Origin of the sequence: Mucilaginibacter sp. SG538B, assembly GCF_013376065.1 — a bacterium.
Lineage (GTDB): Bacteria > Bacteroidota > Bacteroidia > Sphingobacteriales > Sphingobacteriaceae > Mucilaginibacter > Mucilaginibacter rubeus.
On the sequence record NZ_JABMJI010000003.1, the window covers coordinates 376,463 to 403,115 of the forward strand.

A 26,653-nucleotide genomic window follows, 5' to 3' on the forward strand; every position below is an offset into this window, starting at 1 on the left:
AGTTGCCATTGAGTTTATTAAAAGCCTTATTAATGATAAGCTCTTCATCAATGAAAATTCCTGCCCTTATGAAAGGCGCTCTTATTGGGGATATTTCGCGGACCAGGTGAAGGCATCGAGGTTTCATCCCCCCTGGACAGGCTCAGCAAAGAAGGCTGTTCATCTGGCACAGCCGTCAGTTTGCCCAATAAAGAATTGAGATTATAACAGCGGCGTACCACCACATGGATCACTTCGCCCTCAACCTGTAAATGCCCATCTACCAGGAGCAGTTGCGACTGAACGATCTCTTTGCGGTATTTGTCAAAAAACTTACCCCAAACCACAAGATTGGCAAAGCCGGTTTCATCTTTGATAGTTACGAATACCACGCCTTTGGCCGTCCCCGGCCGCTGCCGCACGGTGATCATCCCGGCAACACGAATTTTTTCGCCATTTTTTAACGATTGGATCCGATTGAGCGGTATAACCTGCAGCCGGTTTAAATCTTCCCGCACAAAACTTACCGGGTGCGCTTTAATGGATAAGCCGGTAGAAGCGAAATCCTGTACCACGTGCTCACCCGCGGTCATTAGCGGTAATTCAATTTGCTCACCTGCGCTGGCCGAAGGCAAACTTTCCAGCAAGGCCACGGGGCGGTCGCCTAAAGCGGCTACTTCCCAAAGCGCCTGCCTGCGGTCGAGGCCGATAGAGCGGAATGCATCCGCATCAGCCAGTTTCTCCAAAGCTGCCTGCGAAATCCCAACATTTGACAAATCGATAATATGTTGATAAGGTGCATTCTCAACCAGGATATTCATTTCTTCTTCTTTTAGCCCTTTCACCAACCGGAAACCCAAGCGTAATATCTTATATTTTCCGGCCTGTTCTTCCAGCGAATGATCCCAGGCCGAATAATTAATATCCACGCCACGAACAAAAACACCATGCCCGCGTGCATCGTCCACGATCTCAGCGGGCTGATAAAAGCCCATCGGCTGGCTATTGAGCAAAGCGGCGGCAAAAGCATCCGGATAATAATACTTCAGCCAGGAAGATATATAAACCAGCAGCGCAAAAGAAGCGGCATGGCTTTCGGGGAAACCATAACCCTCAAAACCTTGTAACTGCTTAAATACCCGCCTCGAAAAATCTTCCTCATAACCACGCGCTACCATACCCTCCACCAGTTTCTTTTCGTACAGGTATAACTTGCCATTCGCTTTAAAAGTCGCCATGCTCCGGCGCAGCTCATCAGCCTCGGCCGGTGTAAAGCCTGCAGCAACAATAGCGATCTCCATCGCTTGTTCCTGAAAAAGCGGAACACCTAACGTCCGGCCTAAAATATCTTCCAGTTCCGTTGATGGATATACTACCTGCTCTTCGCCATTACGCCTGCGCAGGTAAGGATGCACCATATCACCCTGTATGGGACCGGGCCGCACGATAGCCACCTCTATCACGAGGTCATAAAAACATTGGGGCCTCAGCCTTGGCAGCATAGACATTTGCGCCCGGCTCTCAATCTGGAATACCCCAAGTGTATCCGCATGGCCAATCATTTCATAAACTTTGGGATCATCCTGCGGAATATTGGCTAAGGTAAGCTTTCGGCCATAATGTTGTTTTATCAGGTCAAATGCTTTGCGGATCATGGTCAGCATACCCAATCCTAAAACATCCACCTTCAAAATGCCCAACGCTTCCAGGTCATCTTTGTTCCATTCCAGTTGAGTACGGTTCTCCATGCGGGCGTTGAGCACCGGGCACAGGTCGGATAGTTTGTTATCGGTAATAACAAAGCCGCCGGTATGCTGACCCAATTGCCGCGGGAAACCCATCAGCAGTGTCGTCAGCTCCAGTACTTTGTATATCAATGGATCGCCCGGGTTAAGCCCCTGTTCCTGCAAGCGCTTTTCGTCAAAACCTTCTTCACTGAAATCCCATATCGTACCACCGATACGTTTAATCGTATCTTCAGATAAGCCCATCGCTTTGCCCACATCCCGAATTGCTCCTTTATGCCGCTCCTGCGTAACGGTAGCTACAATAGCCGCGTGTTCCCGGCCATAATCCTCATAAATATACTGGATGATTTCCTCGCGGCGTTCATGCTCGAAATCCACATCGATGTCAGGCCATTCCTCGCGTGCATCCGACATAAAACGGGAAAAAAGCAAACGTGACTTCATCGGGTCGACCGCCGTAATGCGCAAACAATAACATACCGTTGAGTTGGCTGCAGAACCCCTGCCCTGGTGCAAGATTTCGAGTTCTTCTGCTTTCCGGGTGTATTTATATACACGGAGAAAATAAGGCGCCAGCCTGCGCTTTTCGATAAAGGCCAGTTCAAAATCAATCTGCTTACCTATTTTAGGCGGTATATGCTCACCATAACGTTCATGTGCACCTTCCCACGTGTATTTTTTTAACCTTTCCTGTGGTGTTAATCCGTCAAAGATCTTTTCTTCCGGCTCAATGTATTTTAATTCGTCCAGCGAAAAAGTACAGGCTTCGGCAATAGCAAGTGCATTTTCAATGGATTCCGGATATTGCCTGAAGATCCGGTGTATTTCTTCAATAGGTTTCAGGTAGCGTTCCGCATTCTGATGCAGCCGGTATCCCGCGTTGTGGATAGTGCATTTCTCCCGGATACAGGTCAATACATCCTGTAGTTCCCTCCTGTTCGGTTCATGATAATGCACATCACCGGCAGCAACCAAAGGTATACCCATACCGGCTAACCTGTGCAGCCGTTTGGCATCATCGCCGTTGTAAGAACGTAGGGCAGCCAAGTATAAGGCATTCCCGAAAGCTTGTTTATATTCTGCTACTGCTGTTTTAAACTCATCTGCAAAATCAAACCGCGCGTTGAGCTCATCGGGCGGAATTATGATAAACAGGATGCCTTCCCGGTGTTCATACACATCTGCTTTATATAAATAGCATTCACCTTTTTCAGCGCGCAGATTACCCCTGGTGAGCAAGGCCGAAAGCCGGCCATAAGCAGCAAGATCAGTAGGATAAGCCAGCAGACCCGGCCCATCCAGCAAGTCCAGGCGACAAGCGGGAATAAATTGTACAGGTAGTTTTTTTGCGGCAATATGCGCCCGGACAATACCGGCCAGGCTATTCCGGTCGGTAACCGCTATGGCCGTATAACCATGAACCACTGCCTGCTCAACCAGTTCCTCCGGGTGAGATCCACCGCGCAGGAAGCTGAAATTGGAGGTACAATATAATTCCGCGTATTTCATTATCAGGCAAAAAATCCGTGTAAATACCATTGGGCACCTCCGCCATCATAATGCCCCGAACGGAATAGCCAATAACGGCCTCCATGCTCATCCTCCACCATGTAATAGTCGCGGTGCTCACCTTTGTCCAGCCACCATTCCCGTTCAATACGTTCCGGACCGTCTGCTTTATCCACAACATGGCGCTTACCTTTATAGATAAATATTTTTGGCGGATAATCCGGTAACAGAGCCATTACTTCAATGGCTTCCGGTTTGCTGAGCAAGCGTATTGGCCTTGGCTTGTCAGCCCGCCAGCCGGCAAGAGAAATATCTTTGAGTGAAAGAGCGGGACGGATGGAACGCTCGGGCCAGTAATGCTCGGCAGGCAGGTAGCGCATAATTCTTTCGGGGCCGATCTTTCCGGCAATCCGGTCAAGCAGCTCGGCCAGTGCGGTATCCTGCAGGCCCGGATCCCCCAGCCATAGCTTTTCCTGCAAGGGGTCAATATCTTCTACTTTTTGTGCTTCCAGCAGAAACAGCTCAATACCCAAAGCAGGTTCAATCTTGCTGATCTGTAAACCAAAGAGCTTGAATAAATGGGAAACACTATGTGAGCCACGCGTGGTTGTTATCTCCGCTTGTACCATTTTACCATCAATCCGGAAACATTTCAGCACGGCCTTACGCACACCTTTTCCTTCAGCTTGCAAGCGGCTACATAGGCCTTGCAATAGTTTTTCAATGCCAATTTCTATGGCTTTGTCCGTTCGTACCGGCTCCAGGCAGGGCAGCCGCTCAACATAAGGCACGGGCGGGATAATCGGGGTCAGGTATTCATCAGTAGTACCCAAAGCCTGGGCAAGCCTTAACAAAAAGCCTTCACCAAAACGCCTGCGCAGCACAGTACGCGGCATGATCATAAAATTTTTAACATACCGGAAGCCGAGTTTATACAGTTTGTCCAGTATTTCCGGTTCCAACCGGAGGGCGGCCGGAGAAAGACCGGCAATGGCTTCCGCCTGCCCGCCGCTTTCAATAATGGGCCTGATCTTACCATACCGGGCAATAGCCCAGGCTGCGCCAACAGTATCGGCAATAGCGGCCCGTGCATCGTAGCCCATACCCCTTAATTTAAGTACAATGGTTTTTAAATATCCTTTTTCATCACCCCATAGATGTGCACAGCCGGAAATATCAAGGGTCAAACCATCGGGCAGGTCAATAGCCACAACCGGTGTATAGCGAATGCACCACAAACCCAAATGCCGGAGCAGCTTACTTTCCTGACCTAACGGAAAATCAATAACCTGTAAATTGGTGGTAATCGCTTTGGCATCTGCTGCCGGCATTCCTGTACGAACACCTTGTGCTTCGGCTTCGGGATTAGCTGCCCTGACGATCATACGGTTATGTTCGGGCACAACCAGCACAAAGGGCTGATCTTTTAATTCCGGCTGCCGGAGTGTCAGCCAGTCTGTCACCAGGTGACGAAACCAAATAGCCATATACCTGTGCTGCATAACTCACCCCGCTTTCCGTTTAAATGGTTTAACTGTTTGCTCTTTTTCCACCTGTTTGAATTTACCTTCTGCCCATTCTATGATCCAGGTACCCGGATGCCCGTTACGGACACGTAATAGTTCTACCTCCCAGCGCGGGAAACCAAGACCAGGCAAATCGTCTACCGGCTCGCTCGGCAAAGGTTTCACCTGCCACCGGGCAGCGCAAGCCGTTGAACCGACCTTTTTAACGGCATTACGCAGCACAAACCCGGTAACATGACTTTGCTCAATAGCCAGCTGAAGTCTGCGCGATTGTTTAAAATCCAGCTCCCGTGCTTCTGCCACAACCGCGGCAAGCCCCGCACATTTCAGCGCTTCTTCCATCACCCATAAGGCTTCCTGGTCTTTGGTTACCCGGATAAAGATTAAACGGCTGGGTTCTATACCAAAGCCGCTTAATGCCGGTGGGAAGATGTTTCCGGTGAGGCTGATCCATAAACAGGCCCCACCATTTTGCATAAACACGGAGAGCAGGCCGCTAATCAATCCGCTGGAAGCAGTAGCCTGTTCGGTGGTACTGCAAACCAGTTCATGCACTGTACCTAAAGGAAAAACGCCGTTGGGGAAAGCCGTTTCCACTGCCCCCAGGCCTACCAATCCCTGCGTACCTGCAGGCGGCGGCCTATAGCCCTCCCATTGCAAAATATTCTTTTGCAGACTGTTAATCAGCGCTTTTCGGTCGTGTACCGTTTCCATCGTGTTTGTACCAAATAGGGAGTACAAATTTAATGCTAAAAATATTAGTATTTTATATATCTTTGAGAAAAAATTTCAAATGCAGGAATTGTTGGTCAAAACGTATTTAAAAAGTGAGGCTAAAGCCTGGCTTAAATACCGCGATGGTTCACGGGAAGTGGTGAAAATTGTACCGGATACAGCGCAAAAGCACGCTGTACAATGCTATGAGATCTATACGGCTTATGATCAGCCGCCCGTTTACATGGGCCGTATTTTATTTGACGCGAAGGGCTACTGGATATACGACGGCGATGTACTGCAACCAGAAGAGCAGGAACAATTGGCCCATTTTATAACAACTTATGTGGAAAGGATTTAGTGATGGAACAATTGACATTATTTGCCGAAACCGGGCAAAGTAAAGGATTGCCTAAGGATTTGCTGGAATACCAGCCCGGCTTGATTGATCCGGCAACGGGTGACTGGCTGTTAGAAAAACTGATCAGGGAAACACCCTGGAAACAAACAACGCAAAAACTTTGGGATAAGGAATACCTGACACCGAGGCTCACCTGCTGGTATGGAGACACAGACCGGATCGCAGGAACACTCCCCTGGACACCGGAACTGCAAACTATCCGGGGCATAGTAGAACCTTTAGCGGGTATTACCTTCAATAGCGTATTACTGAACTACTATCGTAATGGAAATGATTCCGTAACCTGGCATAGTGACAAAGAAAGCATTATGGGCAGTCAGCCAATTATTGTTTCGGTAAGCCTTGGGCAGGTGCGCAGTTTTGACATCCGCAATAAAGTTAATCACAAAGAACATTACTCCGTCAGGCTCGGGCATGGTTCATTCCTGCTGATGAAATCAGGATTGCAGGAGTATTGGGAACACCGGATTGCCAAGTCTAACAAATTAATGAAGGCGAGGGTAAACCTCACCTTTCGTTTGGTGATTTAGCCCGTTGATATTTGCTCAAACTCATATTTATTCTTTACGAAAAAGTGCAGATAGCGGCCTTTCACCCGTGAGGATCTCAGTTCCTTATAAACACTTTCAGGAACGTTCTTGTACAGGCAGGCTTCAATTTGACGATTATAGCGGTCACCTTTCTTTCCAAATATCCTGTAATTTTCACCCCCTATCAGATGATCAATTAATTATAGAACCGCGTTTGAGCAGTTTGATATCTTCACATATCTTCATCGCACCGGCAAATAAGATTCATATCTTTAGCCAATGAGCCACGATGCTTTCTTCCAAAAAATAAAAACGTACGCTGAACTCTCACCGCAGGCCGAAGCGGCATGGACGGCTTTGCTCCGCGAAAATACTTACAACAAGGGCGATTATTTTGTTACCGAGGGCCAGGTACCTAAAAAGGTGGCTTTTGTTGTAAATGGATTAATGTATCAATACTATGCTGCCGAAAACGGCGATATGGTGGTTAAATATTTCTTCCCCGAAAACCGGATTGCCGGTTCCATGACAGCAACGCTCACACAGTCGGCGGGTAATTTTACCATAAAAGCCCTTGAGGATACAGATGTGCTCGAATACAATTTTATGGAATTTAAGAAACTCGTTACCATTTATCCCGATATTGCCGCTTTTTATATCCGTTACATGGAGCAGCATTGGATAATTGAAAAGGAACCTTATGAAGTATCGCTGCGATATGAATCGGCTAAAACCAATTACGATAATTTCCTCCGCAAATATCCTGGTTTAGTGAAAAGACTAAAGAAACAGCACATTGCCGCCTATCTCGGCATTACCCCAACGCAGCTAAGCCGGATATTTTTTGCGAATAAGTGAAGATTTTTCGCTTTTCTCAACATATGTAAATTTTTTGAAAAAACGGTTGCCGCAACTTTGTGCCATCAATAACAATTAAAAAATTTAAAATCATGGCAACAAAAATTTTCATCAACCTGCCTGTTAAAGACCTGGAGCGGTCAAAGGCATTTTTCAGCGGTCTTGGCTACAGCTTTAATCCACAATTTACCGATGACAAGGCGGCCTGCATGGTGGTAAGCGAGCATATTTATGTAATGATGCTTGTAGAAAGCTATTTTAAAACCTTCACCAAAAAAGAAGTAAACGACGCACACCTGGCAACTGAAGTATTGCTGGCGCTTGATGCAGCCTCGCGCGAGGAAGTGCAGCAAACCATAACAAAAGCAACCGGGCTTGGAGGCTCTATTTATGCCGAACCTCAAGATTACGGATGGATGTACCAGCATAGCTTTGCAGATCCGGATGGGCACCAATGGGAAATTGTTTACATGGACGCAGCGAATATGCCGAATTGAGATTGAGGCCTGATCCTCTCTGTGGCTAATTTTACCATAGAGGGGATTTTTTGAATTTAGCTTAAAATAAGTTTATAACCAAAATGCTTTATGATAACCGCAATGCTTTAAATACCAGCTCCCTATAACTGTTCCCTATCGGAACTTCCGTAGTGCCGAATTCTATTACATTACCTTTAATACTGGTGATCTTGTCCAGATTAATGATATAGGAACGATGTACCCGTATAAATCGTTTAGCCGGCAATCTTTCTTCCAGGATTTTCAGATGCATACCTGCAAGTAGCCGTTTACCGCTACACAAATAAACAGAGCAAAAGTCACGTTCTGCCTGCACATAACTGATCTCATCAAAATTCACTTTTACCAGGCGGGTATCCTGCCTGAGAAAGATATACGGCGGCGGATCCAATTCTGGTTGATGCGAGACCAACCGCTCCTGCGCCCGCCGCACGGCCTGGTTAAACCGTTCAAAAGTGATCGGCTTCATCAGATAGTCCACAGAATTCAGTTCAAAACCCTCGACAGCATAACTGGAATAAGCAGTGGTAAAAATAACCAGCGGCGGATTAGGTAATGAACGAAAAAACTCTATTCCGGTAATTACGGGCATTTTGATGTCCAGGAAAATCAGATCGACAACATGTTCATAAAGCGCCTCGTAAGCCTCATTCGCATTGCGGCAGCTTTTTATCAAAGCAATTTCCGACAGGCGCTCGATATACGTTTCCAATATACTTCTTGCAATGGGTTCATCTTCAACGATGAGGCAACTCAGTTTTTTCATGTCAGCTCAATAGATAAGATGGCGTTATAAACGCCGTCAGCAAAATTATCTTCGTACCAATACTTGCCGGGGTAATACATTTCTAAACGTTTTTTAAGGTTGCCCAGCCCTATACCTCCGTTTTGCTGCATCCGTTCCCGATGGTCCACAACATTGTCAGATGTAAAACGCAAACGACCGTCAGTGACATCCAGAAAGAAATGAATACGAGCTCCCGGTTCATCAGGAGAAAACTTGAACGCGTTTTCAACCAGCGGCATGAGTAAAAGCGGCGGTATTTCATATGTCATGGAATCCACAGCGACATCTACTATGACCCTGGTATCATTCAGGCGCACTTTTTCCAGCTCTATGTAATTTTGTATCAGCTTGATCTCGCTTTGCAAAGGCATAAATGCTTCATTGGATTCATAAAGCATATAGCGCAGCATCTCAGACAAGCGAGCGACCAACCCGGCAGACCGTTCCTGGTTACCTTGCAGTATCAAGCCGTAAATGTTATTCATCGAATTGAATAAGAAGTGGGGATTAAGCTGCGCTTTAAGAAAGTTAAATTCCAGTTCCAGGTTGTCTTTTGCAAGCTGTAAAGCTTTTAGCTGCGATCGCCAGGCGTTAACCGCCAGCTTCAGGCATAACGGAATACTCAGCGTCAGCAAAAGGCCGAATGGTGTGCCCAGGCTAAGCAGGCGCTTCAGCACAATGTTAATGAGACCGGATTGTACCAGGGCAAAATATTGCGGCTGATCTTTCTGCAAACTGAGCAAGCAGCCGGAACAGGACCTGAGCAAGGCCTGCTCTGCTACCGCCTCGATCAATGTGTATCCGCATAACAAACCCAAAAAGGAGAAAGTAAAGTGAAAATATTGCTTACGTTGCAACAGCTTCCATAGCGGACCTGTCATCAGATAAAATACAGCCGCGATAAGCAAGGTACTGCTTAGGTTCAGCAGGAAAACAATACTAAAAGATAAGCCGCTATAAACGTTGAAGGTAATCAGCGTGAGGTATAGCCTAACTATAAGCAGTACAAGCCAGAATAAAAGGTGCACCATTTTGCGGTACCCGGGCCGGGAGGTGTATAGAGCAAAGCTTTGAAACATTGTTATTTAAAGTTGGCTTATCTTTGTCAATTACACAACATAAATCAACAGAGCGGTGTTTTTAGTCAACGAGCAGGGTTGTGGGGCAACAAAAGATCAATTATGCTATCATGATTGAACCGATCGTTTGTAATAATAAGCGATGGCCAAACCGGCAAATAACGCGGCACCGACAAAAACTGACAAGCCTATAACTTCAGATAACGCTTCCCTGCCCGCCGTGATCCTTTGGGTAAAGATGCCAGCATCACCTTTGCCTCCCCAGCACCACTGTCCCATATTCCACGCTGTATGCAGGCCAAGCGGAAGTCCAATTCCTTTACTTTTAAGGGCCGCATAGCCAAATAGCAAGGCCCCGGTTCCTGAACCGATCAACGCCATCCACCAGTTCATTCCTCCCCAGATGTGCTCAAAAACAAACAAGGCGGCAATAAACAATTGCGCTGAGCCTGCTCCAAAGCGGTCGGCAAGACTACGTAAAGCATAAGACCTGAACACAAGTTCTTCGCGGCAGGAGATCAACGTAAAAAGCAGCATATGCAGACCGATAACATGCGGATCAAAGGCGTTAAATTGAAGCTTCACGTAACCCATAATCATCAGTATGCCCGGTTGCAGGCATGACATCAGCAGCCCGGCGAGAAATCCGGTAATTATACGGCCCGGGCTTCCTTTGTCAGGAATAGTACCTGCTTCGGTTAGCGGCATGGCCCGCAGCTTGCAAAATATGATCACCAATAAAAAGGTAAAAAGCGCGGCGGTTGCCATTGCGATATGCGAGGCATATTTCTCTCCCAAACCTTTAGCCCAAAGATCGGATAAGATAAATACGCATACTGTCAAAACGTAGAACAGTAAAGTTTGCAAGATAACCTTCATGGTGCTAAATGGATTGAGGAGATGAAGTTAAGGGCACCGTGCTTATCCTCATTCTTTGTTTAAGTAACCACAAGACTGCCATTGTACATAAGACAACACCCAAATATGGGCCGATTATGTATAGCGAACTATAATATTTAGGATCACCATCCACCGTGATAATCGTCCTCCCTGCAGCGCCTGCTGTTCGGGGGATCAACGCCTGAGCATAGTTCCATCCTACGTGCAAACCTATTGGCAAAGCTAAGTTGCGGGTATATAGATAAGCCATCCCGAACAAAACCGATCCCAACCCTGTCGTCAACATAGCCATCAAAATAGTTTGCATGTCCATTGTACTGTTTACATGCATCAAACCAAAAGGTATCGCAATGATGAGCTGTGCTTTCCATGCTCCATAGTGACTGTTCAGCGTCTGGAAAGGATATCCGCGAAAAGCAAATTCCTGCACAAACACCGACCACAGGTTTGCCAGAAAGCACATCAGCAGGAATATGATGTCAGGCGACGAGTTGAAATGCCATTGGTCGCCGGTGAGGTAAACGGTTATCATCGCCGTGACGATTAACATTAAAATGCCGCCCACGGTTCCGCATAGTAACTGAAGCCAATTACTGCTACACACCGGAATAAACTTTAGCGTCTTTAGTGTTTTCCCTTCTGCCCATAGCAACAGCCAGCTTATTAGCAATGAGACGGCCATATAAAAGGACAGATCATTTAACGCAGGAACAGCGTCTGCGACGAACCTGGCGGCGGTAAGCAAAACAAAATAAAGAAATACTTTTAGCCATGCCGGGAGATTACAAATGATGGTTTTCATGTTTTTTTTTAGGCAAATAGCATGAAAAGTCACCTATAAGGAAAAAATATCGACCAAGTAGTTCTTTTTTTCGGCAAATGCTACATTCCTGGCAATGAACGACACCTGGATTTTTTTCTAAATTGATTTACCGGCTGGTGATACAATTAGTAAAAGCAACTTAGCATAAGTGCTGATAATTGTCGGATAAGTTATGCTATTACACTTTATATGACCGAATACCTAAGGAATAAGCCCGGATACTACACTCCCGGGCCTTATTCCTTAAAAACTGTTGACCGGGCGAATGAACTTACGTAACATCAGATCGAACATTCCATGGATCATTCTTACAAACAACTAATTTTACGGCTGCTTTTTATTAACCGTCCACTCAGCCATCTGGAAGTCACGACTGCCATTATTAGTCTTAATGCTTATCCTATAAAACTTATAAGCCACATTGTTATTAAAGTGATATAGGATGCGCTGAAAGCGGTTGGCAAAAACTTCGTTGTTCTTGCTGTGCAGGTTTATCCAGCGTATACCGTCCTCAGAACCCTGGAGGATCCATCCTTTCGGGTCACGGGTGGGCGAATCATTTGCAGATGTCATGGTATAGGCTCCTGCAACGGCAGGTGTTTTAAGCTCATATTTCATCACCAGGTCGCCGGAGAACCCCGATTGGAAAAACTTGGTATTCGGATCACCGTCAACCACTTTTAGTGACCCCTCGTTTGCATTTGGGCCGCCCCCATTGTCGCGTGATACAGTCAATGTACCGCCTATGGTAGCAAAGTAACTTTCACCAACCTTGGTGCGGTCAAAATTAGGGTCGGCAACGTTCAATATTATTTCCCGCGCAGCTGAATATCCCTGTGAATTTCTGGCCGTTAATGTTACGTGATATAAGCCATCAAAGGCATACCTATGCTTCGGTGCTTTTTCTGCCGACGTGCTATCGTCGCCGAATTGCCACAGGATATCTTTATAATTGATGGATGTACTGGTGAACTGATAGCTTAAAAAATCAACGCTATCTGTTCGTGCCACTGTGAAACCTGCGATGGGTCTGGGCTCATCCGGTTCGGGTTGGGGCGCAGGCTTATCTTTTTTACATCCGGCAAACAACAGGGCTACTGTTGAAAATACCGAGATAATATGCAATATTTTTTTCATGTCCTTAATTTTCATTGATCAATTGGCTTAAGGGGCGGGGAATAATTGGCTTTGTGGTACTATTCTTCTGCCGTTGATGCCGGCCGATGGAACTTCAAAAGTTAAACGGGCGCGCTGGCCACCCACGTTTTCGCGATGATCTGCTTCTATTTTATAGCGTTTACCGCGTTCCAAGAAAATTTTGGCAGTACGGCTATCCTTATCCCACTCGGTAGTGAAATCATTAATAATGGCCTTGCCGTCTATATATAATCTTGATCCGTCGTCCCATTCGTTCTGCCAGAACACGTATTCACCCCGAACGGGTGCAAGGAACTCGCCAGTCCACCTGGTGGAGAAATTATCATGACTTATACTTGGTATAGCGGCTTGCCAAACCCCGTCATTAGGCCAATCAATAGTAGGTTCTATTTGTACAAGATCGGGCTTTCTGCCATCAAAATCAAGCAATTGATTGTTTGAAAAGTATTCCGCTTTTAAGCCCGTTCCGTTTCCGGTTATGTAAGAGTTATTATCAAGATTAACCTCTGGCTGTACCAAAACGATCAACTTGCTTTTTGTTGGATGCAAGATGTGTTTTGACGGATTAACCAAACTCACCACAAAACCAAAACGTTTATTGGCAACTATATTGGCATCAAAAACAGGCCATCCTATTGATAAGCGCACCACCGCTGTACTGGCGTTGGAATTTACCCTAATCAGGGTATCAATAGAAAATTGATCGGGGTTAAGTGCTATAGTGTTATCAGGCAGCACTTTTTTACTTACCAAAGTTGTAATGGTATCCATGTTTAATTTTACATGAACATTAAACGCGCCGGCCGGTACACCCGCCATGTTTATGGTTAATGGAATGGTGATACCTGCCGGTGATGTTGTATAGTTTTTTTGATAATCAACATCCATAATGCCACCGCCATTCAAAAGCGACACATAATGAATATCACTTTCTTTAATAAACTTTTTGGTATCAAGCACCACCAGGATATTTGATTGCGACCCTTTGATTTGATTGCCCTTGCCGGGATCAGTAAGTTTAAATGCAAAAGCTACGTTTTTACCATAATTAGCCTCAATGGCCGATAACCTGACGCTGGCAACGGCAGTGGCGGTATCTGACCCAAATGCTACGTTGATTACGCCGGGATAATCAATTGCACCTGCAGGTAATATTACCGTATTTTTAAGGGTGCCATTCGCTATCAGCTTGGCTATAGTATCATTATTAAGTGTTATACCAACCTGGAATGCTTTGGTTGCCGGCCCTGATAAGGATATTTTAAATGGAACTTTAACTATTTCGTTACCAGCAGTTGCATCACCAGTATTGGCTCCTGCGCCGGAAACGTTTCTGTCGGTATTTTGAATTGGCTTCAGCTCATCAAGATCATTTTGCTTGCAGGCTCCCGCTATCAGGACAATTAACCCGATAAACAAGATATATCTGTATTTTTTCATCATCAAATAATTTAGTTTGTAATGGTTAGCTTTTTACTGGTCGAGCCAAACACGGCCATCAAGCCCCCAGGCCTGCCTGTTAGGTATTCTGAACCAGTTTATTATTTGCGCCGGGATATCTGCCGTTTGCGGAACAAATATGGCCAGTGCCCCTGCCGGCGGCGGGCAGATCAGATCATTAAAATCTTCCCATTGGTAAGGGCCTTTTAATTGAAAGTCGCGGGCTTGCGGGCCAATATCCCTGATCTTGTCGCCCTGGCCATCTGTGCCCGGCCAGTATGCTGCCAAAAAGGTATAATAAGGATGACCTTCGCTAATGGATGTTTCGCAGGCATAATTTCCAATCACGGCATCGGGTACGTCGACCTTGAAAAATCTGATGTCGGTTACATACACATCAGGTGTACCATGCCCGTTACCGTTTAAATAGCCCAACTTCAACGGGCTGTGGTTGCTTAAACTTCCCGATGCGGTTATCTCCAATTCATTATTGAAAACCCCGTCGGTGTAGGTTCTGATATATCGCTTGCCTGCGCGTATTTCACATTTAACCGAAAGGTTTTGCCATCTGCCTTTTTGAAGGTCGCCGCCACGGCATTGATGATAATCGTTATCCTTAGTCCCCCGGTATTCAAAATACCAGTAAGCATCTTCCACATAAATCACCCAGCCAACTCCCGGATGACCTGCCGACCATTGCGCTCTTTTCCCGAGAATACTTGGCCAAAAGAATTTATCCTCATTCTTCTTAACTTTTAGCTCGATGGTGAACTTGGTAGTATCATCGATGTTAAAGATATCAGCTGTATCTATCTCGGCTCTCACCCCCGTATCTTTCAAACGTACTGTGCGCCCCAAATACCTGTTGCCGGTAAATGGTTTACCTATTATTCTTTGTTTATATTTTGGATTGTAATAGATAGTAAATGTATTGGCGGCAGTGTTACTGAAAACTGTATTATCGTTCTCGTTAGCCGGGATATTAAATTTACCACCACCGCTCGACGCAATCACTACCAGCCAATCTTCATTGGCATAATTTTTCCTTTTTTTCAGGGCATTAACAATCTCACCTACATAACCGTCAAATTTTTCGATAGAAGCTTTGTACTGCGACGATGAATTGTCGAATCCGTATTTGGCACCTGCTTCTTTAATATCATTAAAATGGCCAACTATCAATTGTGCCGTGTCGGTATTCAGGTCATTAACTACAGCCGTTTTAATTTGCTCATCAGTACTATACAACTCGCTTACTGCAGCACCCTGTGTTAACTTATTTTTAAAAATAGCCGAGGAAGAAAAAGAAACGATTTTGGCATTTGGTCTTTCTTCTTTTATCCTTTCAAAAAACACAGGATAAGTTGCCAGGTTATTGCCGGCAAAATCATCCGACAAGATCTTGTGCTTTTCTTTTTTTACGCCGGTTAGCATATTGGCCCAGTTGCTTACATCGCGGGTCGAGTCCGGATCGCTCAATGCAACCCAACTGTAAATTGAACTGGGCAGTAATGCTTTAATATTAGGCACATTGGCGCTATTTACTGATGAGCCCCGTGCCCCGTCAACAATCAGGTACAAAACCTTACGTTCGCCGGATGTTGCTTTGGCCGTGTCAGTATAATTTTTATCGGGCAGCGTGCGCACAAAATCCTTATTACATGATATTGTCGCGACAGCCAATGCACAAATAATTGAAAAAATGATCTGTTTGTATTTTTTCCTGTTCTGCATTTCTTTATAGATTATAAGTTCAATTAAAATTTATTCGATGGTAACGCGTATGATATTGCTAACCTGAATGTTATCAAAACGGTCAAAACCACCAATCAGCAATAATGCCCGCTTACCATCAGTCGATTTGGTTTCAATAATATCAGACAATGTACCTGAAAATGGTCCGGTAGTATTGTAATTCCCGGCAAGTTCACCTTTGGTATTTAGTACCATGAAACCATTGCGGGTAACGTTATTATACTTTTTAAAGCTGCCGCTAACTACTACCAGTCCATCATTAAGCTGGCGGGCAAAACCAGGATAGCCTCCCTCAAATGTTTTAGCTACGAAAGTTTGGTCAAGACTACCATCCAGGTTAACCAGCGCCATGCTGACGGCCGGTTTGCCATCGTATGTTCTGAAGATCCCTGTTATCAGGTATTTTTTGGTTACAGGATTGTACGTTAAAGATGAGATGCTATTATCGGTACCTGTCCCGGTTTTAAATGAATCATCAATGGTGCCATTGGGGCTCAAACGAACCAGCCGCCCCGCTGTTTTTTGGTCAAACGTGGTAAAACTTCCAAACAGCACCAGTTTTTCCAGCTGATCAGCGTCGGTATGCATGTACGAGTCAACAGGGCCATTTGCCGAAGGCAAGCCTTTGTTTGTCGCTATGTTAAAACGATAGGTTTTGTCAAGTGTTCCATCCAGGTTAAAACGGGCTATTTGCCGGATTTCTGTACTGTCAAGAATCACCGTATCGCGGGTAAAATCATGATTATGTTCAGTATAAACCCGTCTTACATAATATCTGAAACTCCCTGTTGCCAGTATTTTGTTCTGATGCTTGTATATTTTAGATATATAGTCGTTAGTACCGCCGTTAAACTTCGGAAAATATTTGGTTGTATCTGTTTGGGATGGGCGCCTGTAGGTTTTTACGCCAATGGTATCAATACTGCCATCAACATTTAATGTGGTAATATTACTGATGTTTTCTGTGCGCTGATTGTAGCCACTAAATCCTCCGGCTATCACATATTTTCCGCCGAGTTCTATTACTCTCGATAATAATCCGTTTGCTGCCTTACCTGTCCGGAACGTACGGTCAAATTCACCATCAGCCGATGTTCTTACAATGCGGTTAAGCGGGGTAATGATCCCTTTATTATCATAATTGGTAAACCAACCCAGCACCAGGTTCCGGCCATCGGCAAGAGGATACACCTGGTTTACATTGCCATTTGCTCCGGCAGTTGCCCGGAAAGAAGGATCGATATTAATTAATCCGGATACCTTAAATAGCGGCCCAAGTACTAACTGATCGTCAATTGCTATTGACGTAATACCTGTGCTGCCAAATGGCGGAACTTTTACCTTAATAGTTGATTCTGTTACCTCGGTAACCTGACCGGGTTCGCCATTAAACATGAACTTTATTTTGCCTTTATAAGGAATAAGTCCGGTGGCTTTGAATGTTACCTCGGTACCCACCGTCCCATTTGCCGGTGCAGGTATTGCGTCACGGCTAAGGATGACGCCCAACGGCGGCTTTCCTTCCCCGTAGGGGTCAGAATAAACTGTTTTATCCTTTTTGCAAGCTGCTATTATGAGCACCAGCAGGATAAACGTGATGATATAGTTAAATCTTCTCATATTCAATTTATTATCATTGAAAGAATATTGTTAATAATGTTTTACTCAGAATGGTGAAGGCCTGCAAAGTATATTTCCTCATAAAAGTCGTACCGGTTAAACCCAAAATAGGCTCCGTCATATTGCAGGGTATGTACTATCCCGTTCGTAGGTTTGATATCAGACGATGAAACCTTATTCCCGAAAACTACGTTTTGCGCATTATTGATGTCATAGATATAACTGATTACCAATGTACGCGAACCAATGTATTTGATGTTATTCGCGTCGTCATATATCACACCAATGTTCACCACATCGCCGCTGTATGAATAATAAAGCGCTCCGGGATACTGATTTTGCAGGTTAAAATCTATTTGCGGATAATCTTTAAGCCGGTTGATCCCCTTGAACATATACCGTTGCAGATATTTTTTCCATATAGCAGAGTCGATGTCCGACAGCTTTTTCACGGTATCACGACCGGCCTGGTACAAAAATTGATTTAAAGAGCCCCTGGTTTTGTAGTCACCTATCGTTCTTTTTATAACATCATCGTCTGGTGCAAAAAAGGTAAAATCACTTTTGCGGAATGTTTCTTCCATACCGGCCAGTTTTACGATCTGGGCAATGGTATCAAACGGTACTGCTTTATCCTGCAGGTATTGAAGCATATCGGCAGGGTAATCGGCCTTAGCTTTACCTCCGTCTTTATAATACTCATCGCGTTTACAGCCGGTAAGCAGCAGTAAAAACCCGGCAAAAACAATAATTATATTTTTCATATTTCTTATCATTACTTTTTAGGAATAGGTTAATTACCTCCGTTAACCCAGTACATGTTTAATGACATAAATGGGTTATTGGCCAACGCGTTACTACTAATTGGCCATGTCCAGGCACCGCGGTTAAATTTGTCCAGCGTCAATACGTTATATGACCACTCACTGTTCATAATCCTGCGGGTACGCACCAGGTCAAAGTAATGGTGCCCCTCGCCCATCAGTTCCCGGGATCTTTCCAGGAAAATAAAATCTTTAAGGTCCTGCCCCCCGCCTCCGGTATAGCGTGAAGCTTCAGCCCTGTCCCTCACTTTATTCAGCAGGGCAATAGCCTGGTCATCCTGACCAAGTTCGGCCAGTGCTTCTGCGCAGAGCAGTATTTCACCGGCATATCTGAATATCATAAAGGTGTTGTCTGGATTGGCGTCCTCTTCGCCGGTTGCAAATGAATTTTGAGCAAATTTGAGCATCATGAACTTTCCGTTATCGGCGTAGATGTCTGAATTAAACCAGGTTGTAGCGCGCTTGTCAGCCGTACCTGAATATAGTTTTTGCATATACTCGGCCCTGAAATAGGCGAAGCTTATACGGTGCGTATATTCCGGCCTTTTATATGGATAATGCAGAAACATATCGCCAATAGGGGCAACATTGGTGTTTTGATCGCCATAGTTTATACTGCGATAAAACTCAAACAAACTCTCGTCCGACCGGCCTTTGATAACCGTGGCCCATTCATTGATGGGTAACAGCCTGTAAGCATTGCTCTTAATCAATTCCTGCCCAAGGTCTGCAGTCTCCTGGTAGTACTTGGTTGCATTGGGTTTGTCGAAACCGGCATTCCACATGTTCATGTTCATGATAAGCGCGATAACGCTGCCCCTGCTTGCACGTACCCCTTTTAAAGCCGGGTCAGAATAAGTCCAAGGCAAACCGTCCTTATATTTTTTAAGGTCGGCGATGCTTTTGTTTAAAACAGATACCATGTTTTCGCGCGGTAAAGCTGTTGAATGGTAAGCATCGGTATAATAAGGAACGTCGCCATAAAGCCTTACCATAAAGAAGTATGCAAGCCCGCGTATAAAAGCCGCTTCGCCCTCAAACTGTTTTTTTTCGCTGTCTGATACGCCAGGCACACCTGCTTCCAGTTTCGAGATGAGGATGTTGGCACTTTGTATTACCTGGTAATAACCTGTCCAGTCGGTGATGCGATAAAAATTGTAAAAATTCCAGGGCGGATTTCCGTTGATAAGCCCAAGCAGGTCATTCCGGCCTAACACCTCTACATATGCTCGTGCGGGCCCGTTATCTGCCTGAGGTTCAGATAAAACCTCTCCCGAACGGTATTCGCCCGTAGCGCCAATAAAATGCGTTTCGTTGATCTTGCCAAAAAATGTTCTTGACATATCATAAATATTGGCCACAACGTCATCTTTCGATTGGTAAAAGTTATTCCCTGTTAGTTTATCAATGGGTTGTACGTTCAGAAACTTTTTACAGGCTGGTAAACACAAGCTTGCTGCCGCTGCTAAAATGTATATAACACTTTTTTTCATGATCTTGAGTTTTATTTACTTGTATTGAGTTCAATATTTAAACCTAAATTATATGTGCGCGGTACCGGGTACCCGCTTGATATATCCCGGCCCAGAGAAGTTACGTTTTCGGGGTTGGGGCCATTATATCCCGAAAATGTGATCAGGTTATTGGTTGAGAAATAAACCCTAACGTTATTGAACCCGAACCTTCGTACAAACTTTTTGTCAAACATGTAGGATAGAGTAACCGTGTTGATCTTTAGGTATGAGCCTTCTTCCTGCCACAAATTTTGATCGGAACGAAGTGGCTTTATCTGATTGAACCTCGAAAACGCATAGGGATTAGGATACTTGGATTGATCACCCGGTTTTCGCCATATATCCAGATCGTCCAATGGAACTGCTGCCAGCAGGGCATAAGGATCTTTCATGATCGACAACCTGTCTGATAACGCGTTATTTAATATCGTTCTCTTGGCGGTATAGGAGGCATAAATATTTAATCCAAAATTTTTGTAGTTGATATTTGTCGATATACCACCGGTAATTAAAGGTTGTGAGTTACCGGTTATCTCATAATCCCGGTCATCGAGGATGTAATCGCCGTTAACATCTTTAAACCTCGGGTCGCCGCCTTTAAAGGCAAGCCCACCGGTTTGATATTTTTTACCGGTTACAGGGTCTACCGGTACATCACCATCGGTTGAATAAACACCCTGGTTAATCAGCAGGTAGTTTGACAATGTATTTTTACCTACCCTGAAAACAATGTGCTGATAATTATTATAATCAAATTTGATGTATTGTCCGTTGTATTCGGCAGGTAACCTCAATAGGTAATCGCGGTTAATGGCGCCGTTAAATGATACCGTCCAGTTAAAATCCTTGGCGGTTAAAGGCCTTACCGTTACCATCAGCTCATACCCATAATCGGCAATGGATACGTCATTGCTGGATTTTTTCTGAAAACCTGTACTATTAGGTAAAAGCCTGTCAAACAACAAGTTATCAACCTTTTTGTAATAAGTGTCAAAAGTCAGGTCGACTTTACCCTGCAAAATCGTCATGTCAAACCCAAGGTTGTACTGCGTAGTTGTAGTAGGCTTTAATGCCGGGTTAGGCACAAATTCATAATTAATACCAATGGTTGGATTGTTGTTGAAATTACCATTAAGGTTATACAAACCATAAATACTTTGCAAACTGCCGGTTGGTACGATATTTTGGCCCCAGGTTAACCTTAAACCTCCTGAAGTGAGCCAATCCCAATTTTTAAACCAGTTTTCCTTGTAGTAATTCCACCTGAAACCGGCTGCAGGATTTTTGGAATACGGATTCTCTAAGCCGTTTGAGGATGTACCATCTAAGCGGTATGATAACTCCAGTACATACTTCTTTTTATAATCGTAGTTAAAGGAGCCTGCGAATGAAGCGATGGTGGCATTTTTAAAGTTTGACAATACACCTCCGCCTCTTGAGTTATATGGGTCGGACCCTACTGGCCCCTGCAATTGATCATTAGGTATACGGTTTTGCCTGATGATACCGCTTTGGCCGCCTTGTTTATATATTTCATTAAACGTATTAATGAATATGGTGTGGTCGGCGCTGAATGTTTTGGCATAAGTAAGTGCGTTACGGTTGTATAATGTGAAATTACGGCCCTCATAATCATATACCTGCGCAAACTGAGCATTTGCAGCTGCGGGCGTGAAGGTTGATTCGGCATCTGAGGTATAATCATAACTGATGCTTGAGGATAGCGCCAATCCCGGTATAAACTCATAACGACCATCAATATTGGTACGGATATTTCTTGTACTGTTACTGTTTTGGGTTTGTAAAGCTGACGTTACGCCATCTGGTGAAAGATAAAACGAAGGAGGCGGCAGCAGCGTAGATGCCTGACCGTTTGAGGCCACTCCTTGTTGCAGTAAGCCCACACCATTGCCCTTAGCCTGGCTTCCCAACGAGCCGAACAATGAACCAAAGAACCTGAATTTATCATTCGGCTTAAACTCCATATTCATATTCAGGTTATACCTGTCGAAACCGGTGTTTTTGATCACGCCTTTTTCCGAATAAAGCCCCATGTTCACTTTGTAGTTAAAGCGGTCGTTGCCACCGTCTAAGGCTACGTTATGGCTTTGGTTATGTGTTGTGCCATAAAAAATGGACTGCCAGTTTGTTGAGTTATTCCAATATGCGTTCAAACTATCAGCCAGGAAACCGGTTTGCCCCAATTTCCTTAACTCATCAATAATTGTTGCATTGGATAATATCTGCTGAATTTTTGCCCGGCGTTCGGAATTACCACCCAGTGTTGCGCGCAGCTGTGGGACGGCGTTAACGAAGAAGTTGCCCGTATACCTTACCCGGGGTACTTTAGAATTTCCTCGCTTGGTAGTTATGATGATTACGCCATAAGCCCCCCTTGATCCGTACATGGAAGTTGCCTGCGCATCCTTCATGATCTGTATGCTTTGGATATCCTCTACCGGGATCAATGATAACGGGCTTACCCCCGGCCCCTGCGTTTGAAAACCAAACTCAGCAGCCTTATCCGCATCTAAAGGTACCCCATCAATAATATACAGGGGGGATGTAGGTTGCAGGAACGATTCACTGCCACTGCCTGATACACTCAGGGCTGATAAACCACGCACCTGAACGGAGCCCCTGAAACCTGGAGCACCAGTATTGTTCTGAACGTTTAAACCAGCTACTTTTCCTTGCAGCAGGTTTTCGACGTTTGATGCCGGCACATCCTGGATGTCCTTTTGGGTTAAGGTAACCGCAGCGCCTGGTGATGATTCTTTATTCCTGTTTTGGTAGGCCACAATAATTACTTCATTAAGGCCTTTTTTGTCTTCAGTCAGCGTTACAGTTATGTTTTTTTGCCCGGGTTCAAGTTTTACTTTTTCCGTAACAAAACCTACAAACGTAAAAGTAAGTGTGCTGTTAGCCGGTACAGAAACGGTAAACTTTCCCTTATAATCAGTTTGTATCAGGCCTTTACTGCCCATATAGATATTTACACCGGGTAAAATTTTATTGGTAGCTTTTTCAACTACCGTACCGGTAACCGTTATATTTTGTGCTTGTGCATGAACATCTGCACAGAATAAGATCGTGCAAACAGCAAGCACTATATAAAATAGTATGTGTTTTCTCATGGTGATAAGTTTTAATTCGGTTATTCGTCTTCAAACTTTGGATTGTCCTTCAAAAAATGGAACACTATCTCCCAGTCGCCTTTTTTGTATATAGCGAAATCTATCCCGAAGCTTGCCACTACCCTACTGCCACCAAAACCAATTCGCGAATATTTAAATTCGGCATGGTCCCTGGTTCCTCCTGGGGCATATACAGTTGGTATTTCCACTAAAGGAATAGGATAGGCAACATCGTATTGTACATATGTTGCAGTTTTTTGCATGTTAAAGCCATGTACTATTTTATCCCAGGTAGTTTCGTTAAACAGGGCCGGATTCATCTCTACTGAGTCTTTGTTCAGAAACTTGAACCTTAACGAATTTCCCGTACCGCCGGTAAACGGACGGATATAAACCACCACATCCTTTTTTTCGTCATTACTCTGCAGCGGAATGTCGGTTACCTGGCCTATTACCCCGTTTAAAAATGGCCTGATGTAGTTTCGGCTGGCCGGATTATAAGGCGTTTTGGGATGAGGCGCAGGCAGGCCGGAGTAAATGTTAAAGTCGTCAGAAGGTTCATAAGGGCGCTCGCGGAAAGGGCGTACCTGCAGGTCGCGAATTATAGTACTGCCACCCGTGTTGGTTATCTTTATGTCAAAATAGCGCGTATCCTGCGGAAAATTGGTACTATCAGACGGCCTGGGCTTGATCAGCTCATTATTGGAAGAAGCCCACATAATAAACTCGCCCGATGAGCGCACTTCAAATAAGGGGTGATCTTCCAGCTTGCGTTTTGCCTCTATCTCGGCCAGGCTCTTTTCAAGCCCGTTATAGGGCGCTGTCCATACATAGGTTGGTCTTTTTTGAAAAAGATCTGTAACAGGCTTACCGTCGCCAAAACGCGCGTTGATGATCTCAAACTTTAACGGCTGGGTTGAGTTATCTCCATTAAACCCGCCCATCAAAGTGGTTCGGCCTAAAATCGGTTCAAAAACTTTATTGCTGTAGTTTACATTCGAACTCAGATAATCTTTTTCATCGGGAATGCTATACATCTTCTTGCAACTACTGAGCGCGACTGCAGCAAATAGCAGAGCTACAGATCCCATTTTTATGAATGTTTGCATCTCTTTTCGTTTTTTTAATGTATTGATATTTTGATCTTCCATGCCTTATTTTACTTTGTTGATGGTCCATTCGGCCAGTTGGAAAAGGCCCCCGTCACGCAGTTCGGAAATATCCACCCGGTAGAATTTATAAGCGGTGGTGTTAGGGCACCTGAAAACTTTGGTCTGGTATCGTTCTTCGAAGAAGAAGTTACTCCGGCGATCTAACTCCGTCCAGGTTTTGCCGTCATTTGAGCCTTCATAAGTCCAGGCCCTGGGGTCGCGTTCAGGTGCATCATTGGCAGATGTGAGCGTATACACCCCTGATACGGCAGGCTCATTTAGCTCAAACTGCATCCATAACCGTCCCTGAAGTTCGGCCAGGAACTTGGTGTGATCATCGCCGTCAATTACTTTTTTAGAGCCTTCGCCATTATCCGGACCGCCATTGTTATCTCTCAAAACGGTAAGCTTGCCACCTATCAGGGTCATTAGGTTTGGCGGTGGCGGAACAAAGGTTAATCGGGATACAAATTCATCAAAACCGAAAATGTGATCGGGACTTACCACATGAACAATACCATTTTTGGTGCTGATATTATTGGAGCCGGTAGTAGTGGTTGACCAGTTTCTGATAAACTTGCTGCGTTTGGTATTGCTAAACTCAATAAGATCAGGGCCGCCACCGGTAAGGCCGGAAGCTGATATTTTGGAAACCTTGCCATGCATAGGATATCCGAAACGTACGCTGAAAAGATCAAGCCCGTCCTGCAGCAGCAGGGAATCAGTTGTACGTTTACCCCTGATAATATAATATGACACCATGGTGTCCAACTGTACGCCATCAATTTTTGCCAAAAACAGCGGATCTTTGTCGCTTTGCCTTCTTAATGTATTCAGGTTATTAATTGCCAGCTGAAAACTTGGATTAGTAACCGCAAAAAGGGTAACATTGCTGTCCATGAGCGTTTGCTGAAGTCCCATCCGGTTGACTACCGCCAATAATGAATCATATACACCGGGCTTGCTTTTTAAATACTCATAAGTATTACCCGCAAATTTTGAGTTGGTGCCTGTAGCGTCATGGTAGCCGCCATCCTTTTTGCAGGCAGTTTGCAATAGGGCTGCAATCAACACCGGCGTTAAGGCACTCATATATTTTTTTAACTTTTTCATATATGGTCAGTTTATTTCCAGAATGGGTTTTGAGTTAACAGGTTATTTTGGGCGATGAGCTTACGCGAAACAGGCCAGTAAATCCCCTGCGAATTGATGAGTTTCATGAATGCAGGGTTGTTTTGCTTGATTTTATTATAGCGTACCAGGTCATACCAGCGATGTCCCTCTCCCATCAATTCGCGATGGCGCTCCTTAAATATCAAATCAATAATGTCTTGGTTGCTGTCTATCGTAAGATCTCCCATCCCACGGCGGGTCATGATATTAAAAACTTCATTTTCAGCCCCATTCACATCCCCTAAAACAGCCAATGCCTCGGCCCGGAGTAATACGACATCCTCTATCCTTGTAAAAATCAAAGCACTGGTGAAGTATCGGAAGTTAGGATCAGAAACGCCCCCCAGTATCACTTTTATTTTGCTAAAAATGGGGTACTTGCCATTGATATTGGTGAAGTATCTTTCGGTACGGGGCTGGCCAAGCGTATCTATACTAAAGCGCTCATCCTTGGGCATGTCAAATATTTTCAGGATAGTATCCTTAGGCATGTAGATATCCGGCACTTTTTTATTCACCACGGGTTCGGCCAGGGTTAACTCTTCCAGGTGGCCTGTTACTGATCCGTCAATATGCCCCCAGTCAGAGTTAAAACCAAACATCTGGCTGGTGTTTTTATTGAAAAAGAACCCGTTTGATTTGGTCAGATCTTCTGTGCTTTGAAAATTGATGCCGCTTTTACCATAATTATCTTCAACAAACTTGGTATAGGTAGCTACATCGGTATAATTACCTTGCCAGGCCGCCAAATGAGCCAGGACCGCATAGGCTGAGTTCTTTGTGGCTAAAGCACCTCCCCAGCGGGTAGCATCTTCATTATAATAATTGCCGGGCTGCTGCACATCGTTGTTACTGTATACAAACGGCAGGTCGGCTGCGGCCTTAAGCATTTCCTGCTGCGCCCATACCAATATTTTGCTGCCGCTTTCGCGGGGTTGATTTTCAAACTTGCCATCGTGGGATGAGGTAATGAATGGTACATCTCCCCAAATCCTTACCATATAGAAATAGGTAAAGGCCCTTAAAAAACGTACCTGGGCAACATCAACTATCAAATAGTTTTCTGTATAGCGCTTATCGGCAGCTTTTACATCGCCAATACGTTCAAGGAAGATATTCGCAGCATTAATTATGGCGTAAAATCTCGTCCAGTCGCTCAAGGCCTCAACAGTTGGATATGAGGCGTTGAGCTGATTACTTGCAATTGCTTTCAGGTCCTGCCGGTTCGGACTAATAAATTCGCCTGTACGTACATCGCCATAAAGCCAGTGACCATCGTTGTCAGATAAGGCTGCACGGGTAAGTGCATACACTCCTAATAAGCCGGCACGTGCATCTTCAAGCTTATTCCACATGTTTTTTTCGCCCACAACCCTTGTTGAATCAATATCCAGTGTTTTATTGCAGCTTGTTATTGCCGCAGTAAACAGGATCAGGACGATACATAATGTCTTTTTCATTTTTACAACATGATTTTTGTGATCGTTTT

22 protein-coding genes are annotated in these 26,653 nt (G+C 44.8%); 4 read left to right on the forward strand and 18 right to left on the reverse strand.

Annotated elements, in window-relative coordinates:
• Nucleotides 1–47: 47 nt before the first annotated feature.
• From FHW88_RS17625 to FHW88_RS17635, 3 genes are read right to left on the reverse strand one after another with little or no spacing between them, the layout of a single operon-like run.
• Nucleotides 48–3,236, reverse strand: a complete 3,189-nt coding sequence (locus tag FHW88_RS17625) for an error-prone DNA polymerase (RefSeq protein ID WP_176627280.1) — start codon at nucleotides 3,234–3,236, stop codon at nucleotides 48–50.
• Between the two features lie 2 nt (nucleotides 3,237–3,238).
• Nucleotides 3,239–4,738: a Y-family DNA polymerase gene (locus FHW88_RS17630; protein ID WP_176627282.1), complete on the reverse strand. Its 1,500-nt coding sequence runs from the start codon at nucleotides 4,736–4,738 to the stop codon at nucleotides 3,239–3,241.
• A 3-nt stretch (nucleotides 4,739–4,741) separates the two neighbouring features.
• Nucleotides 4,742–5,476 carry an ImuA family protein gene (locus FHW88_RS17635; protein WP_176627284.1) on the reverse strand — a complete coding sequence of 245 codons (735 nt, stop codon included), beginning with the start codon at nucleotides 5,474–5,476 and terminating at the stop codon, nucleotides 4,742–4,744.
• Between the two features lie 79 nt (nucleotides 5,477–5,555).
• Here FHW88_RS17635 and FHW88_RS17640 point away from each other — a divergent pair, with 79 nt between their 5' ends.
• Together FHW88_RS17640 and FHW88_RS17645 are read left to right on the forward strand one after the other, a co-directional pair.
• Nucleotides 5,556–5,837: a hypothetical protein gene (locus FHW88_RS17640; RefSeq protein WP_139159971.1), complete on the forward strand. Its 282-nt coding sequence runs from the start codon at nucleotides 5,556–5,558 to the stop codon at nucleotides 5,835–5,837.
• Nucleotides 5,838–5,839: 2 nt separating this feature from the next.
• Nucleotides 5,840–6,427: an alpha-ketoglutarate-dependent dioxygenase AlkB family protein gene (locus FHW88_RS17645; RefSeq protein ID WP_176627286.1), complete on the forward strand. Its 588-nt coding sequence runs from the start codon at nucleotides 5,840–5,842 to the stop codon at nucleotides 6,425–6,427.
• Here FHW88_RS17645 and FHW88_RS30435 read toward each other — a convergent pair.
• Entirely contained in the window at nucleotides 6,424–6,624 is a 201-nt protein-coding gene (locus tag FHW88_RS30435) for a KTSC domain-containing protein (RefSeq protein ID WP_176627775.1), read from the reverse strand. The genes FHW88_RS17645 and FHW88_RS30435 overlap by 4 nt on opposite strands.
• Nucleotides 6,625–6,706: 82 nt before the next feature.
• Here FHW88_RS30435 and FHW88_RS17655 point away from each other — a divergent pair, with 82 nt between their 5' ends.
• Nucleotides 6,707–7,285 (forward strand): Crp/Fnr family transcriptional regulator, encoded by a 579-nt coding sequence (locus FHW88_RS17655; protein WP_176627288.1) that lies wholly within the window; start codon nucleotides 6,707–6,709, stop codon nucleotides 7,283–7,285.
• Between the two features lie 92 nt (nucleotides 7,286–7,377).
• Entirely contained in the window at nucleotides 7,378–7,782 is a 405-nt protein-coding gene (locus tag FHW88_RS17660; RefSeq protein WP_176627290.1) for a VOC family protein, read from the forward strand.
• Nucleotides 7,783–7,870: 88 nt separating this feature from the next.
• Here the strand turns inward: FHW88_RS17660 and FHW88_RS17665 are convergent, their stop codons facing one another.
• From FHW88_RS17665 to FHW88_RS17730, 14 genes are all read right to left on the reverse strand, one after another.
• On the reverse strand, nucleotides 7,871–8,569 hold the full coding sequence (locus FHW88_RS17665; protein WP_218117231.1) for a LytR/AlgR family response regulator transcription factor: 699 nt from the start codon (nucleotides 8,567–8,569) through the stop codon (nucleotides 7,871–7,873).
• Nucleotides 8,566–9,669, reverse strand: coding sequence for a sensor histidine kinase (locus FHW88_RS17670; protein ID WP_176627292.1), 1,104 nt, complete (start codon nucleotides 9,667–9,669; stop codon nucleotides 8,566–8,568). The genes FHW88_RS17665 and FHW88_RS17670 overlap by 4 nt, the downstream gene beginning before the upstream one ends.
• A gap of 108 nt (nucleotides 9,670–9,777) precedes the next feature.
• Nucleotides 9,778–10,548, reverse strand: coding sequence for a CPBP family intramembrane glutamic endopeptidase (locus tag FHW88_RS17675; RefSeq protein ID WP_176627294.1), 771 nt, complete (start codon nucleotides 10,546–10,548; stop codon nucleotides 9,778–9,780).
• 4 nt (nucleotides 10,549–10,552) lie between these two features.
• Entirely contained in the window at nucleotides 10,553–11,371 is an 819-nt protein-coding gene (locus FHW88_RS17680; RefSeq protein ID WP_090527451.1) for a CPBP family intramembrane glutamic endopeptidase, read from the reverse strand.
• A gap of 345 nt (nucleotides 11,372–11,716) precedes the next feature.
• The gene (locus FHW88_RS17685; protein ID WP_175489990.1) at nucleotides 11,717–12,529 is read right to left on the reverse strand and encodes a PKD domain-containing protein; all 813 of its coding nucleotides are present in this window, start codon (nucleotides 12,527–12,529) and stop codon (nucleotides 11,717–11,719) included.
• Nucleotides 12,530–12,556: 27 nt separating this feature from the next.
• Nucleotides 12,557–13,990 carry a PA14 domain-containing protein gene (locus FHW88_RS17690; protein ID WP_176627296.1) on the reverse strand — a complete coding sequence of 478 codons (1,434 nt, stop codon included), beginning with the start codon at nucleotides 13,988–13,990 and terminating at the stop codon, nucleotides 12,557–12,559.
• Nucleotides 13,991–14,023: 33 nt separating this feature from the next.
• Entirely contained in the window at nucleotides 14,024–15,724 is a 1,701-nt protein-coding gene (locus tag FHW88_RS17695) for an alkaline phosphatase family protein (RefSeq protein WP_176627298.1), read from the reverse strand.
• 30 nt (nucleotides 15,725–15,754) lie between these two features.
• Complete coding sequence (locus FHW88_RS17700) at nucleotides 15,755–17,365, reverse strand: DUF5008 domain-containing protein (RefSeq protein WP_176627300.1); 1,611 nt, start codon at nucleotides 17,363–17,365, stop codon at nucleotides 15,755–15,757.
• A gap of 41 nt (nucleotides 17,366–17,406) precedes the next feature.
• On the reverse strand, nucleotides 17,407–18,129 hold the full coding sequence (locus FHW88_RS17705; RefSeq protein ID WP_176627302.1) for a fasciclin domain-containing protein: 723 nt from the start codon (nucleotides 18,127–18,129) through the stop codon (nucleotides 17,407–17,409).
• A 29-nt stretch (nucleotides 18,130–18,158) separates the two neighbouring features.
• Nucleotides 18,159–19,682 (reverse strand): RagB/SusD family nutrient uptake outer membrane protein, encoded by a 1,524-nt coding sequence (locus tag FHW88_RS17710; protein WP_176627304.1) that lies wholly within the window; start codon nucleotides 19,680–19,682, stop codon nucleotides 18,159–18,161.
• 11 nt (nucleotides 19,683–19,693) lie between these two features.
• Nucleotides 19,694–22,840, reverse strand: a complete 3,147-nt coding sequence (locus FHW88_RS17715; RefSeq protein ID WP_176627306.1) for a SusC/RagA family TonB-linked outer membrane protein — start codon at nucleotides 22,838–22,840, stop codon at nucleotides 19,694–19,696.
• Between the two features lie 20 nt (nucleotides 22,841–22,860).
• A complete protein-coding gene (locus tag FHW88_RS17720) occupies nucleotides 22,861–23,991 on the reverse strand; it encodes a DUF5007 domain-containing protein (RefSeq protein WP_255485365.1) in 1,131 nt (376 codons plus the stop codon).
• Between the two features lie 3 nt (nucleotides 23,992–23,994).
• Nucleotides 23,995–24,930 (reverse strand): fasciclin domain-containing protein, encoded by a 936-nt coding sequence (locus FHW88_RS17725; protein ID WP_354437217.1) that lies wholly within the window; start codon nucleotides 24,928–24,930, stop codon nucleotides 23,995–23,997.
• A 185-nt stretch (nucleotides 24,931–25,115) separates the two neighbouring features.
• Entirely contained in the window at nucleotides 25,116–26,624 is a 1,509-nt protein-coding gene (locus FHW88_RS17730) for a RagB/SusD family nutrient uptake outer membrane protein (protein ID WP_176627308.1), read from the reverse strand.
• Nucleotides 26,625–26,653 lie beyond the last annotated feature (29 nt).

Bases quoted from the DNA above. Each gene is read 5' to 3' on its own strand.
- FHW88_RS17730 (WP_176627308.1), bottom strand. From the start codon at position 26,624: ATGAAAAAGACATTATGTATCGTCCTGATCCTGTTTACTGCGGCAATA.
- FHW88_RS17705 (WP_176627302.1), bottom strand. From the start codon at position 18,129: ATGAAAAATATAATTATTGTTTTTGCCGGGTTTTTACTGCTGCTTACC.
- FHW88_RS17630 (WP_176627282.1), bottom strand. From the start codon at position 4,738: ATGCAGCACAGGTATATGGCTATTTGGTTTCGTCACCTGGTGACAGAC.
- FHW88_RS17640 (WP_139159971.1), top strand. From the start codon at position 5,556: ATGCAGGAATTGTTGGTCAAAACGTATTTAAAAAGTGAGGCTAAAGCC.
- FHW88_RS17635 (WP_176627284.1), bottom strand. From the start codon at position 5,476: ATGGAAACGGTACACGACCGAAAAGCGCTGATTAACAGTCTGCAAAAG.
- FHW88_RS17675 (WP_176627294.1), bottom strand. From the start codon at position 10,548: ATGAAGGTTATCTTGCAAACTTTACTGTTCTACGTTTTGACAGTATGC.
- FHW88_RS17660 (WP_176627290.1), top strand. From the start codon at position 7,378: ATGGCAACAAAAATTTTCATCAACCTGCCTGTTAAAGACCTGGAGCGG.
- FHW88_RS17625 (WP_176627280.1), bottom strand. From the start codon at position 3,236: ATGAAATACGCGGAATTATATTGTACCTCCAATTTCAGCTTCCTGCGC.
- FHW88_RS17655 (WP_176627288.1), top strand. From the start codon at position 6,707: ATGAGCCACGATGCTTTCTTCCAAAAAATAAAAACGTACGCTGAACTC.
- FHW88_RS17710 (WP_176627304.1), bottom strand. From the start codon at position 19,682: ATGAAAAAAAGTGTTATATACATTTTAGCAGCGGCAGCAAGCTTGTGT.
- FHW88_RS17695 (WP_176627298.1), bottom strand. From the start codon at position 15,724: ATGCAGAACAGGAAAAAATACAAACAGATCATTTTTTCAATTATTTGT.
- FHW88_RS17645 (WP_176627286.1), top strand. From the start codon at position 5,840: ATGGAACAATTGACATTATTTGCCGAAACCGGGCAAAGTAAAGGATTG.
- FHW88_RS17700 (WP_176627300.1), bottom strand. From the start codon at position 17,365: ATGAGAAGATTTAACTATATCATCACGTTTATCCTGCTGGTGCTCATA.
- FHW88_RS17720 (WP_255485365.1), bottom strand. From the start codon at position 23,991: ATGGAAGATCAAAATATCAATACATTAAAAAAACGAAAAGAGATGCAA.
- FHW88_RS17690 (WP_176627296.1), bottom strand. From the start codon at position 13,990: ATGAAAAAATACAGATATATCTTGTTTATCGGGTTAATTGTCCTGATA.
- FHW88_RS17670 (WP_176627292.1), bottom strand. From the start codon at position 9,669: ATGTTTCAAAGCTTTGCTCTATACACCTCCCGGCCCGGGTACCGCAAA.
- FHW88_RS17685 (WP_175489990.1), bottom strand. From the start codon at position 12,529: ATGAAAAAAATATTGCATATTATCTCGGTATTTTCAACAGTAGCCCTG.
- FHW88_RS17715 (WP_176627306.1), bottom strand. From the start codon at position 22,840: ATGAGAAAACACATACTATTTTATATAGTGCTTGCTGTTTGCACGATC.
- FHW88_RS17665 (WP_218117231.1), bottom strand. From the start codon at position 8,569: ATGAAAAAACTGAGTTGCCTCATCGTTGAAGATGAACCCATTGCAAGA.
- FHW88_RS17680 (WP_090527451.1), bottom strand. From the start codon at position 11,371: ATGAAAACCATCATTTGTAATCTCCCGGCATGGCTAAAAGTATTTCTT.